General features: G+C 58.3%; 9 protein-coding genes. 2 read left to right on the top strand and 7 right to left on the bottom strand.

Going from position 1 to position 12,653, the window contains the following annotated elements; translation table 11 throughout:
* Positions 1-108: 108 nt before the first annotated feature.
* The 4 genes from BN2684_RS05965 to BN2684_RS05950 all read right to left on the bottom strand — a co-directional run bounded on the left by BN2684_RS05965 (position 109) and on the right by BN2684_RS05950 (position 4,417).
* On the bottom strand, positions 109-1,506 hold the full coding sequence (locus BN2684_RS05965) for a TrkH family potassium uptake protein (RefSeq protein WP_058301253.1): 1,398 nt from the start codon (positions 1,504-1,506) through the stop codon (positions 109-111).
* A 129-nt stretch (positions 1,507-1,635) separates the two neighbouring features.
* Positions 1,636-2,541 (bottom strand): D-alanyl-D-alanine carboxypeptidase family protein, encoded by a 906-nt coding sequence (locus tag BN2684_RS05960; RefSeq protein ID WP_058301252.1) that lies wholly within the window; start codon positions 2,539-2,541, stop codon positions 1,636-1,638.
* Between the two features lie 78 nt (positions 2,542-2,619).
* Positions 2,620-3,732, bottom strand: coding sequence for a sensor histidine kinase (locus tag BN2684_RS05955; RefSeq protein ID WP_082651784.1), 1,113 nt, complete (start codon positions 3,730-3,732; stop codon positions 2,620-2,622).
* On the bottom strand, positions 3,725-4,417 hold the full coding sequence (locus BN2684_RS05950; protein WP_058301251.1) for a response regulator transcription factor: 693 nt from the start codon (positions 4,415-4,417) through the stop codon (positions 3,725-3,727). The genes BN2684_RS05955 and BN2684_RS05950 overlap by 8 nt, the downstream gene beginning before the upstream one ends.
* 275 nt (positions 4,418-4,692) lie before the next feature.
* Between BN2684_RS05950 and BN2684_RS05945 the strand changes: the two genes are divergently transcribed.
* Positions 4,693-6,033: a hemolysin family protein gene (locus BN2684_RS05945; RefSeq protein WP_058301250.1), complete on the top strand. Its 1,341-nt coding sequence runs from the start codon at positions 4,693-4,695 to the stop codon at positions 6,031-6,033.
* A 206-nt stretch (positions 6,034-6,239) separates the two neighbouring features.
* On the top strand, positions 6,240-7,160 hold the full coding sequence (locus BN2684_RS05940; RefSeq protein WP_058301249.1) for a phosphotransferase family protein: 921 nt from the start codon (positions 6,240-6,242) through the stop codon (positions 7,158-7,160).
* A 151-nt stretch (positions 7,161-7,311) separates the two neighbouring features.
* Here the strand turns inward: BN2684_RS05940 and nagZ are convergent, their stop codons facing one another.
* From nagZ to BN2684_RS05925, 3 genes are all read right to left on the bottom strand, one after another.
* Complete coding sequence (gene nagZ, locus BN2684_RS05935) at positions 7,312-8,922, bottom strand: beta-N-acetylhexosaminidase (protein ID WP_058301248.1); 1,611 nt, start codon at positions 8,920-8,922, stop codon at positions 7,312-7,314.
* A gap of 125 nt (positions 8,923-9,047) precedes the next feature.
* Positions 9,048-10,661 (bottom strand): response regulator transcription factor, encoded by a 1,614-nt coding sequence (locus tag BN2684_RS05930; RefSeq protein WP_058301247.1) that lies wholly within the window; start codon positions 10,659-10,661, stop codon positions 9,048-9,050.
* Positions 10,636-12,603, bottom strand: coding sequence for a cache domain-containing sensor histidine kinase (locus tag BN2684_RS05925; protein ID WP_058301246.1), 1,968 nt, complete (start codon positions 12,601-12,603; stop codon positions 10,636-10,638). Before BN2684_RS05925 ends, BN2684_RS05930 begins: the two co-directional genes overlap by 26 nt.
* Between the last annotated feature and the right edge of the window lie 50 nt (positions 12,604-12,653).

Here is a 12,653-nt window from a genome sequence, read left to right as displayed (position 1 = left end):
ACGGCTCAAGCTCAGCAAACGCAAACATCCCGCTCTTCCTGCCGTCTGGAGGAGAACGGGATGTTTTTGTCCATCAAGTCGGCCGCTCCAGCCCGAGCCGAGCAGTGCCTACCCGATGGTGATCTTCCCTTCGGGATAGCGGTACAGCTCCTTCTCATGCTTCGGCGTGAGCGCGAATGCCAATGTGACCGGGCCGAGCCGGCCGACGAACATGAGGATCATGAGCAGGCCTTTGCCGTAATCGGTCAAATTCGCGGTTAGCCCCATCGAGAGGCCGGCCGTGGCATAGGCGGATGTCGCTTCGAACAGGATCCCGAGAAAGCTGTAGCTCTCCGTCACGGATAGAATCATCGCAGCGAGGATTACGAAGAAGAAGGAGAACAGCGTGAAGGTGATCGCTTTGTAGACCCGCTCCTGCGCGAGCCGCCGATTGAAGAGGACGATGTCCTGCCTCCCGCGCAGCATGGCGATGACGGCTCCGACGAGTATGGCGAAGGTGGTCACCTTGATTCCTCCGCCGGAGGAGCCCGGAGCGGCTCCGATGAACATCATCAGGATCGTAAAAAACTGCGTGGCCTGGCGCATGGAGCCGACGTCCAAGGTCGAGACGCCCGCCGAGCGCATGGACACCGATTGGAACAGCGATCCGAGCAGCTTGCTCGGAGCCGATAGCTTTTGCAGGGTGAGCGCGTTGGTGTATTCGAAGATCAAGATCACCAGCGTCCCGACGAGAATCAGGGCGACCGATACGAACAGCACGACTTTGCTGTGCAGGGTGAGCTTGCGCCGCTTGCGATAATGCAGCAGGTCGTCGATGACGATAAACCCGATGCCGCCGAGAAAAATGAGCACCATGGTCACCACGTTGACGAACGGATCGTTGACGTAGTGGATCAAGCTTCCCGCCCGTCCGGGGAACGCTCCAAACAAATCGAAGCCCGCATTGTTGAAGATGGAGATGCTGTGAAACAAGCCGAAATAGACCGCCTGATCGGCGGGCATCTCGAGCAGAAATCTCACCGAGAGCAGAACCGCCCCAACAGCCTCAATCACGAGCGAATAGACCAATACCCGGCGGATCAGGCGAACGATGCCCTCCACGGTTCCGTGGTTCATGGCTTCCTGCAGAATGAGACGTTCTTTGAAGGTGATCTTCCGCTTAAACACGAGAGCAATCAACGACGCCATCGTCATGAAACCGAGACCGCCGAGCTGAACCAAGGTCAAGATCACCAATTGGCCGAAGAGCGTGAAATCCTCTCCCGAATTGACCACGGACAAGCCTGTGACACAGGTCGCCGAGGTAGCCATGAACAGCGAATCGATAAAAGGCAGTTCTCCGTCCCCGTCGAGCGAAATTGGCAAATGGAGGAGAAATGCCCCAAGAATGATGATAAGAATAAACCCCAAGGCGAGCACCTGAGGCGGGTGAAGCCGGGCCAATCGGAATGGCCAAGCGAGTGTGGACGGTTTCAAGGCTCCCGTTCCTTTCCCGGATGATGGCATGAACCGGAGGCATCCAGTAGAAGCGCTCCAGTGGCTTTGTGCCCATTGTATAAGCGCCGTGCGGGAAAGTAAAGGGGCGGGAGGACAAGGGGCAGGCCGGTAAAGGTTCAACTCGCGGTGATCGTTGCCTTACTCCGTGAAGCCGTAGGAAAAGAGCTTCTCTGTCTCCTCAAAGCGGGCTTCCGGGGTGGAGGCGCCCATGACGACCGCGATCAAGCGGCGTCCATGCTGATTGACGGTTCCGGTAAAGCAGTATCCCGCTTCGCTCGTATATCCGGTCTTTAGACCGTCATTGCCCTTGAAGCCGAAGCGGCCGCCGGGAAGCATCTCGTTGGTGGTCGGCAGAACCACCTTGCCTCCCTTCAGGCTCGCTTCCAGCTGACTGGTGATCTTCAAGATCTCCGGATATTTGCGGATCAGATGAGAAGCCAGCACACCGGCATCACGAGCGGACATTTTATTGTCCCCCTTGGGCCGGTCGGGTGAAATCTCCGCGATGTCCCGTCGGCCAAGCCCGGTCGCATTGTAAAATTTCGTGTCCTTCAGCTTCAGCTGGGCGGCGGTTTCGTTCATCTTCTTGACGAACTTGCTTTCCGAGCCGGAGACATGCTCCGCAAGTGCCACCGCCGCATCGTTGGCCGAATGAATCGCCATCGCGGCGAACAGGTCGCGCACGGACCAGCGCTCTCCCTCCTGTCCGTCCATACCAGCGCCGGGTACGGCTGCGGCATATGCGCTGAACTCTACTTCATCCTCCCAATCCAGCTCTCCTGACTGAATGTCCTCCAGAAGAAGGTACTCCGTCATCATCTTGGTCATGCTTGCGGGAGGCAGCGCCGAATGGCTGTTGTGCTCGTACAGCACCTTGCCGTCCGACACGTCGAGCAGGAAAGCGGAGCTGGCGTCAAGCCCCCGAAGAGCGGCAGTTGCTCCGGCTGGCTCCGCCGATTGGCGGGAATCAAACGCATAGCTGACGATCTTGGGTGCGGCGGCAAGAACAAGGATCAAGGTGACAACGGCAGCGATTCGTTTCATGAAGGACTCAAACCCTTTCTTTATCTCTCTACGAGTCCTATTGTAAAGAATCGGATTTAAGCTCCGTTTAAGAATCCCTTAAGATTTCTTAAGTTCGATTTCCGTTAACGGCAGCCTGAAACGGAAAACCGTCCTCTGCCCGTCGCTCTCCACCTCGATGGCTCCTCCGTGCTGCTCCACAATGCCCTTCGCGATGGCGAGTCCGAGGCCGGAGCCGCCGGTATGCTCGTTGCGCGATTTCTCCACCCGGTAAAACCGGTCGAACACGTAAGGCAGATCGACCAGGGGAATGGGCTCTCCGTAATTGATCACTTCCGCCACGGCCAGCCTGCCTTCCCGGCGCACCGCGATATCGATGTACTTGCCGATTTTGCCGTACTGCATCGCATTGGACAGCAGGTTCTCAAAGACGCGAATCAGTTTCCCCGCATCCCCGTACACCACAAGCGGGCTGCTTGAACGGGAAAGCCTGCCCTCCATCCCCTGCTCCAGAAGCGAGAGGCGATATTCCGTCAGAAGCTGCCCGGCCAGCTCGGCCAGATCGACCGGCTGCAGCTGGAACGGAAGCTGCTCGTTGCGCATCCGGGTATAATCGAACAAGTCACGGATCAGCTCGTTCAAGCGGACCGCCTTCTCATGCGCAATCGCGATATACTGCCGAAGCTCCACCTCGTCCCGGTACCGGTCCTGATCGACCAGCTCCAGGTACCCCATCAACGACGTAAGCGGGGTGCGCAGGTCATGCGAAACGTTCGTAATCAGCTCATTCTTCGTCTGCTCGGCCCGCCGTTCCTCCTCCAGCGAATTTTGCAGGCGCAGCGCCAGCTCGTTGATCCGGATGGCGAGTTCGGTCAGCTCGTTGTTTTGCTGAACCGGCACGGTCTCCCGGGACCGCCCTGACGAGACGCTTCCGATGGAACGAAGCATTTTGCTTAGATAGAGGTAGCGCCTCAGGTTGAAGAGTACCATGAACAGGATCATCAGGAAGCCGAACACCAGCGGCAGAATCACGCGTGCACCGCCGAAGGTGTTTACCAAGTCGAATAGATGAAGAGAGGGATAGCGTAACGCGATCCCAACGATGCGGTCGAAGACGGATTGAAGCACGAACAGCCCTATCATCGAGAGCAAGAGGCTGCCGATCATTTGGAAGACGAGCCTCCGGACCATTTTCATAGTGGAATTAGCCATCGATCTTATACCCCACTCCCCACACCGTGACGAGAATGCGCTCGTTCATCTCCCGCTCGAGCTTGTCGCGCAGGTTGCTGATGTGCACCATCACCGTGTTGTTCGAATCGAAATAATGCTCCTGCCACACCTGTCGGAAAATATCCTCCGCCCCCATCACCCTTCCAGGCTGGCTGGCAAGAAGATGGAGAATACCGAATTCCTTCGAGGTGAGGTGCAGGTTTCGGCCGTTCACTTCCGCCGTGTGCGTCCGGCTATCAATTAGGAGCGGCCCGATACGGATTTCACCGTCCGTTCTTCGTTCGGCGGGCCGATTATACTGGTAGGTTCTGCGAAGAAGCGATTTGATCCGGGTGACCAGCTCAAGCGGGTGAAACGGCTTGGCCAGGTAATCATCCGCGCCGGTCATCATGCCCGTGATCTTGTCCATTTCCTCCGCCTTAGCGCTCAGCATGAGGATAGGGATCGATCGATCCTCCCGGACCCTCCGGCAAAATTCGATCCCGTCCATCCGGGGCATCATCACATCGAGGACGACCAGGTGGTACTCCTTCTTCTCGAGCGCCGACAGCCCCTCCGCTCCATCCGCCGCCGTATCGCATTCCAAGCCCTCGTGATCCAGGTAGATCCGCACCAAACCGGCGATGGCCGGATCATCGTCCACGATCAATATTCGGTATTCCATAAGCAGAACTCCTTTGTGCAAACGTTCATTTTCCAGGTGGTCTCCCCTACTATAACCAATTCACCTCTCCTCTGTCCGCATTCCCCGGCATTCTTAAGAAATCTTATGATGTTGTGTCTTCCAGCTGCTTCCCATATAATATTGTGAAAAGGGGGGTGATTGAGTTGGAAAGTTGACGCATACATTTTACAGTCGGCTGTACGCGAATCTGTACGTCAATCACTCAATAATCCCGGAGGTGAATATCCGAACCCGCGTGCGGGGAGGATGACGGCTTGGAAGATGGTTTATCGATTCTATTGAATTTAGTTTTGGTTCTTATACTCGTTTTGTTGAACGGCTTTTTTGTGGCGGCGGAATTTGCGCTCGTGAGGGTGCGCGCCACCCGCTTAGCGGAGCTTGCTAGCTCCGGCAACAGTCGGGCGAAGGTCGCCCAGCATGTCGCGTCGAAGCTTGACGCGTATTTGTCCGCGTGTCAGCTCGGGATCACCCTCGCCTCCCTCGGTCTTGGCTGGGTGGGAGAGCCGGCGATTGCCGACCTCATCGTTGAGCCTTTTCTGAACTGGGTCGGAGCGCCCGAATCCCTGATCCACCCGATTTCCCTTGGTGTGGCATTCGCTGTTATTACCTTCCTTCACATCGTTCTCGGGGAACTCGCCCCGAAATCCATCGCGATTTTTCAAGCGGAGACGACCTCCCTGTGGCTCAGCGCCCCGCTCCTGTGGTTCTATCGGTTGATGTACCCGATCATCTGGCTTCTGAATGGAGCAGCCAATACGATCCTTCGCTGGATCGGGATCGAGCCTGCAAGCGAGCATGAAGCGAGTCACACGGAAGAAGAAATCCGCATTCTGATGAAAGAAAGTCAAAAGGGCGGCCACATCGACCAGAACGAACTGACCCTTATGGAAAATATCTTCGAATTCTCCGAACGTCTCGCCCGCGAAGTGATGATTCCGCGCACCGTGGTGGAATGCCTGTATGCGGACTTGCCCTTTGAAGAGAATTTGACCTCCGTCATGGAGACTCGACACACCCGCTATCCGGTCGTGATGGAAGAGAAGGACAATGTGCTCGGCTTCGTCCTCTCGGCGGACGTCTACAATGCCGCTCTCTCCCAGGATCGGGCTTCCGCCAAGCTGGAGCCGATGATTCGGCCGGTGCCCCATATCCCCGAATCGATGGAGATCAGCCAAGTGCTGAAGGTCATGCAGCGCGAGCGCGTCCACCTCGCCGTCGTCGTTGACGAATACGGCGGTATGGCCGGGATCATCGCCATGGAGGACATCCTCGAGGAGATCGTCGGGGATATCCATGACGAATGGAAGGAAGAGCGTCCGGAGGTAGAAGTGTTCGACTCCTATACCTCCGTTGACGGCCGCTTCCTGCTCGACAAGCTGAACGACCTCTTCCACCTCGATATCGAGGACGAGGAGATCGATACTGTAGCCGGCTGGGTCTATCAACAGCTGGAGGAGAAGCCGAAGGTCGGCATGCAGGTTCTGTACGACGGAATCATCTTCGAGATTGCCGAGCTCGACAACCTGCGGATCGACCGCGTGACGATCCACGCTTTGCCTTATCACGAAGAGCTGCTGGAAGACGCTTCAGGCTGACCCTGAGAGAGTCCATACGGCTCTCTAGGATCTCGCCCACAGCAACCAGATAAGTTGAACCCCTGTACCTTAGCAGAACCGGAGCGGATCGAACCTACCTCGATCCGACTCCGGTTCTTTTGGTTTCGGATGATCGTCTCTGGCAGGATCGCCTTAGCCTGCGGACAGCATTTCGAACCCCTACCCTTCGATAAAGGAACATGCCCATGTTATTTATGAAAACACTGAATGGCTGGGATTCCTGGTGCAAGGTTTTCGATTCGGTCGAAGCCTTCTCCCCTCTGGCCCACGCCATCTTTCTCAAAGAAGGCTTGTCGATCAAGAGCCCGCTTCAGAAGCTTACTCCCGGCACGAACGCCGTGTTCCGGGCGGATGATTGGGTCATCAAGCTATTCGCTCCTATGGAAGCCTCCATCGATACGAAGGACGATTATCACACCGAGCTCTCCGTGATGAAATTCGCTATGGATCACGGAATATCCGTGCCCAAGCTCATCGGATACGGCGAGACCCGGGATCGTTACCTTTTCCGGTATCTCATCATGGAGTACATCCCCGCCGTTCAGTCCATCGACGAGCTGCTGGCGTCTCCGGCGTCCGTTAAGATGGAGTTTGCCGAGCGAATCAAGGAGATCCTCACAAAGCTTAACCGACCGGGCCCAGACCCGCTCCCCCTTCTCGATCTTAGCGATCAAAGCACTCGGCTGAAGCGCATGGAGGGACTAAATCCAGCTTTGATTCACGGGCTTTCGCTCGTTGCGGAGGAGCAGGATTTAAGCAAGCCCGTCGTGGTCCACGGTGATATCACGCGGGATAATCTCATCATTGGCTCGGACGGCTCCGTGACGCTGATTGATTTTGCGGACAGCCGCTTGGCTCCGGCATGCTATGAGCTGCCTGCCCTTGTGTTCGAGCTGTTTCTGTGCGACAAGGAGTTGGTCTCGGCTTATATCGGCAAGGAGGATCGAGAACGGTTCTTGGATGCGCTCATTGGCGGCTTGTCTCTCCATCTGTTTTGCGGAAATATTCTGAAGGATTATTTCGAGCAAATTGATTGGCCCAAGGATCGCATAGCAAGCGTTCCCGAATTAAAGCAGCTGCTGCAGGATCAATTCTTCTCGGAATAAAAAGAGCCTCACTCCCGAATCGGCTTCAACTTTTGGCCGTTTGGGGGTGAGGCTTTTTAGCTTAAATGTCTAGAGGCGACGATTTGCCGAATGCGCTGCCGAATGTGCTACTGAAGCCGAAGCCAGAGCTGAAGCGGCAGACGCTGCTGGTTTATTCCGCCGCTGCCGCCGAAATCGTCACCGGCAGCTTGCCGCGAGCCGGAATTTCACCCGCGAGCACGCGGGCGAGCGAAGTCATCGCTTGCGGACGGTTCTCGTAAGCTGCCAGATAGGTCGGAATCGCCGGGAACTCGTTCAAATCATAGGGATTCCGTGTCGAAGCGACAACAAGCCTCAACCCGGACCGCTCGGCCAACTGCTGCACGAGCCGCACTTGGCCTTCCGGAAGGCGAGACACCGGATTGTGGGTGGCCACGACCACCTGGGAATACCCGGCTGTCGCTTCAAGAAGCTCACGAACGGCAGCCTCGCCCGGATCGAGGCCGATACGCAGTTCCCGCACCTCGGCCAGATACGGCCGCAAGGCGGCCCCCAGCGTAGCCTCCTGCTCAATGATCTCGACCACCTGCGTCGCTTCCCGCGGCTCAGCCCAGACGACCAGCGTCGGCTCGTCGCGGCGAAGCGGCAGGTTCCCGGCGGTGTCCTTCACCAGCGTGATGCTCTGCTCGCTGGCTTCACGCACCGTCCGCCAGTCCTCCGCACGGCCGAGCTGCCCGCTCAGCGCTCCCGGCTCCGAGGCCGTACGATCCATGCCGCGCTGCTCCTTGAGCGCGAGGATGCGCTCCACGGACTCGTCGATGCGCGCCTCGGAGATGCGGCCCCCTCGCACCGCCGCGATGACCGCGCCGATGGCCGCGCGCTGCTCCTCCAGCGTATGGCTGACCAGCACGACGTCGACTCCCGCTTCCACCGCGAGCACGGCTCCCTCCGCCACGCCGAAATGGCGGGAAATGGCGTGCATCTCCATACAGTCGGAGAAGACGACTCCGTCATAGCCGAGCTTGCTGCGCAGGAGCCCTGTCACGACATTCGGCGACAGCGTCCCGGGCAGAGACTCCGGCTCGAAGGCGGGGAAGATCACATGCGCGGTCATCACCGCGTCCGTTCCTTCGGCGATCGCCCGGCGGAACGGAGCGAGCTCGACGCGCTCCAGCCGCTCGGCGTCATGGGCGATCAGCGGCAGCCCATAATGGGAGTCGAACTCCGTGTCCCCATGGCCGGGAAAATGCTTCACGGTGGCGGCGACTCCGGCTTCCTGGTAGCCGCGCACTGCGGCCGTTCCCAGCTCGCCGACGAAAGCCGGGTCCTCGCCGTAAGAGCGGACCCCGATGACGGGATTGAGCGGATTATTGTTCACGTCGAGGCTCGGGGCGAAGTTCACGTTGATGCCGAGAAGCCGCAGCTCCCGCCCGCTGATCTTCGCCGTCTGATAGGCGAGCTCGGCGCTGCCCGCCGCCCCGAGTGCCATCGCACCCGGAATGAGCGTGACGTCGCGGTCGATCCGCGACACCATCCCGCCCTCCTGGTCGATGGCGATAAAGAGCGGCGCGTCTCCCGCTTCCGCGTTCTTCTCTTGAAGCGTCTGGGACAGCCGGGCGACCTGCTCCGGATCGCCGATGTTGCGGCGGAAGTAGATGACGCCGCCGAGAGAATTCTCGCGGATCAAGTCCAGAATCCCGTCTGTCGGAGTCAGACCGTCAAAGCCGGCCATAAATAGTTGTCCTACCTTTTGCTCCAAGGTCCACTTTTTCCAATTCCGCATGCCCATCACCCTCCGAATCCCGCTAGGGGAAGTTTCTTAGTTGTCTCCATTGTCGCCAATGCTACTTACGTACTCGCGCGTTGTCAACCCACAAATCGGCGATCCCTCTCGCCTCGCCAAGATCATCAAGGAATCCCGGCCTGCGGCTCCCCTCGCGCTCCGCGAAATTCCGATGGAGTGAGCCCCGTGTGCTTCACGAACACTTTGGTGAAGTAGCGTCGCTCTGCGTACCCGACCAAGGCTCCGATTTTCGTCACGCTCTTGTCGGTCATGAGCAGCATCGACTTGGCCAGTTCCATGCGCTGGCGGGTCACATATTCGACGAAGGTCTCTCCGAAATGGCTCTTGAACAGCAGGCTGAAATAGCTGCTGCTGATGCCGAGATGTCCGGCGACCTCCTCCACCCCGATATCGGATGCCAGGTTGCGGTGAATGTAGTCCTTGGCGTTCAGCATGAGCAGCTCGCTCGTCTTCTTCCCAAGCGCCGAGGCAAGCGAGCGGTCCACGAGATGCACGACCGCGTCCATGATGTCCTTGATGCCAAGGCTGTGCTGCAGCTTCGTCCAGAGCTCATCCTCGTCCTGCGGCGTCACCATGTCCATCTCGCGCATCTCGCGAAGCAGATGCACGATCAGGTAATGCAGCACCGTCTCCGCTTTGGCGACAGCCGCTTCGTTCGGCTCGGCGGCGATATCCCGCCTCAAGCTCTCCAGCGCGCCTGTGATGCGTGCCCGGTCCTGCTTGCGGAGCCCGGAGATCATCTCCTCCATGGTCTTCCACAGCGAACGGCTGCTGTCCGCCATCCGCAGGACCTCATCGGTAACGGCAAGCACCTTGCTGTTGCCTGAATTGATCAGCAGCATGCGCTGCATGGTCTGATAAGTCGAAGCCAGCTCGGCAAACTTAACCGGCTCGGGATGCATGCCGACGCTCACGCTCAGCTTGACGTTGTCCCGGACCGCCTCCTGGAGAGCGGCGAGCCAGCACGCCATCGCTTCATCCGACGCCTCCGTATCCCCCACCTGGCGTTCCACCAGGATGAGCCACTCGCCTTCGCGGATCTGCAGCACCCGATACGGAAGCCTCAGCGGAGTGAGTGCGTCCTGAAGGACGTTGCCCACCGCGAAGTTCCACAGCCTCCGCTCATTATCAGTCCATTTTACCGAGTGCAGGGAATAACCGTCGATATCGACCAACAGAACCGTATAGGCCAGCTCGTCGACTCTCACCCCCTCGTCGACCAGGAAGTTCCGTGCATTGACGGACGGGAAGCCCATCACCACATCACGCAAAATTTTCTCATAGGCGAGACCCGCCGCTTTTCCCCATTTGCGCTCCTTCTTGATGTCTTCAGCGCGGCGCGTGCGAATGCTTTCGGCCACCTGCCCAACCTTAGCCTCCAGTTGCTCGTAATCGATCGGCTTGAGGATGTAATCCTTCACTCCATACTGCATGGCCGTCCGCGCGTATTCAAATTCCTGATAGCCGGTAAGCATCAGAATCTCGCAGGCTGCGTCCACCTTGCGAACTTCCTCCAGAAAGACGAGGCCGTCCATCACCGGCATGCGAATATCGCAGAGGATCACATCCGGCCGGTGCTCCTTCACCGCCATGAGCGCCTCCTGACCGTTGCGGGCCAAAGCGACTACCTCCAGCCCCATTCGTTCCCAAGGCAGCACCTTCTTCAGGTTGTTCAGAATCGGCATTTCGTCGTCAACCAGCATGGCTTTCAATTTCATTCGGATCACCCGGTTCCGCTAATGGTAGAACGCATTTGATGACAGTCCCGACTCCAGCCTCCGAGCAGATAAACAGCCCGTATCGGCTTCCAAACTGAATGCGGATCCGGTCCGCGACGCTACGCAGTCCGAGTCCTCTCCGCTCCGGCTCGTTCCCCGCTGAACCGGCTGCTCCGCCTTCTCTCCCGTTCCTTCGTGCGGGCCACCCGGCTCCGTTCGGCGATTGCTCTGCTCCTGTCAGCGTTAGCCCCGCCTCCGACGCCCTGCGGCCCGATTCCTCCGGCGTTCCGCGGGCTCCGGCACTCCCGGCGGCTCTCTCCTCAGAATCCAGGTAGTGGAACGCCGCCAGCTGGCCGGGCGTCATCCCGATGCCATTGTCCTCGACGGTGAGCACGAGCCGCCCGCCTGCCCGTTCCGCCGTCACGCGGATCAGCCCCTTGCGGGCCAGCCCGTCGAAGCCATGCTGAATGCAATTTTCGACCAGCGGCTGCAGGGTGAGCTTCTGCACGGGACAATCCAGCAGCTCCTCAGGAACTTCGATTTCATAATCGAACAGGTCCTCGAAGCGGAAGCGCTGGATCTCCAGGTAGCTGCGCAGGTGCTCGATCTCCTGCCGAAGCGGGATGATGCTGTTGCCGTGGATGCTGATTCGGAGGATGCTCGCCAGCCGGAGCACCATCTGGCTCACCTTGCGCCCCTCGTTCTGCACGGCCAGCACATTGATCGACTCCAGCGTGTTGAAGAGGAAATGCGGCTTGATCTGCGCCTCCAGCACCCGCATCTCCGCCTGGGTCTTCTGCTCCTGCTCCTTCTTCACACTCCCGAGCAGCTCCTGGATGCGGGCGATCATGCTGTTCAAGCTGCGCGCGAGCAGATTCAATTCGTCGCTGCCGCTCTCCCGCACCCTCACGTCCAGCTCTCCGTCCTCCACGCGGCGCATCGTCCGGGAGATGCGCGAGATCGTACGGGTGATGCGATTGACGAAGAACAGCAGGAAGACGAAGGCGGACAGCAGGCAGGCGACGATGATGAGGCCCACCCATTTCGTATAGAGGTTAATCTCCTTCGACAACGAGCTCCAGGGAGTCACGGAGACGAGCTGCCAGCCTTCGTTGTCCAGCCGGATGCTGGAGACGATGCTGTCCACATCCTGGAACATCTGCCGCTTGCTCTGCGTCCCCGTCTTCACCTCCGGCAAATCCTTCGTGTATTCCCGCAGGAAGAGACCCTCGCTCTGAAAGGAGCTGTCGAACAGAATCAGCCCCGTGCGATTCACAATGAAGAATCGGGTCTGGTACGTCTCCTGCTTGTAGGTGAAATACCGAAAGAGATCCTCGAGCGCAGAATTCTTCATCTGGACGACGAGCACGCCCTTGTCGCTCAGCGTGATGATGTCCTTGACGACTCGAACCTGGGTGAAGACCGGGTCCGTTCCGGTCAGCTGCGGATATTCGAAGGGGCCGACCCATTTCGGCTTTCCATCTCGGGCGAGCACCTCGGAGTAGAGCGTTTCCTTTTTGAAGACGTCAAAGGGCAAGGCAACGAACCGGTCCTTCTGGTAAAAGGGAATGATCGTCCCGCCCTCCATCGTGTACACAAACGCATAGCTTACCGAGGGGTGATTGACCAGCAGATCGCGGAAGTTCCGCTGAACCTCATTCAGCTTCAAGTAATCGATATCCGTGACATTCGCTCCGGGCTTGCGCAGAACCTCCTGGATGGCATTGCTCGCGATCGTGCTGTCCGTCACCTTGTTCATTTCCTGGAAAATAAAATCCACGCTCTGATAAAGCGCCCGGAGCGTGATTTCGGCCTGGCGCGTGTACTTCTCCTGCAGGATATCCGAGAGAAAGGAGTACGCCGCTATGCCAAAAAGGAAGAGAGGCAGGAGGATGAGGGTGAAGAAAGCTGTAAACAGCTTGGCTCTCAGCGTCATCCTCATTCTGCTTCTCTTCCTTTCCTATTTGACGAATCCTGATTCATACAGCCCGG

It is taken from the genome of Gorillibacterium timonense, assembly GCF_001457415.1.
Lineage (GTDB): Bacteria > Bacillota > Bacilli > Paenibacillales > NBRC-103111 > Gorillibacterium > Gorillibacterium timonense.
The sequence above is the reverse complement of the archived record's forward strand: the minus strand, read 5'-3'. Positions and strand labels throughout refer to the sequence as shown.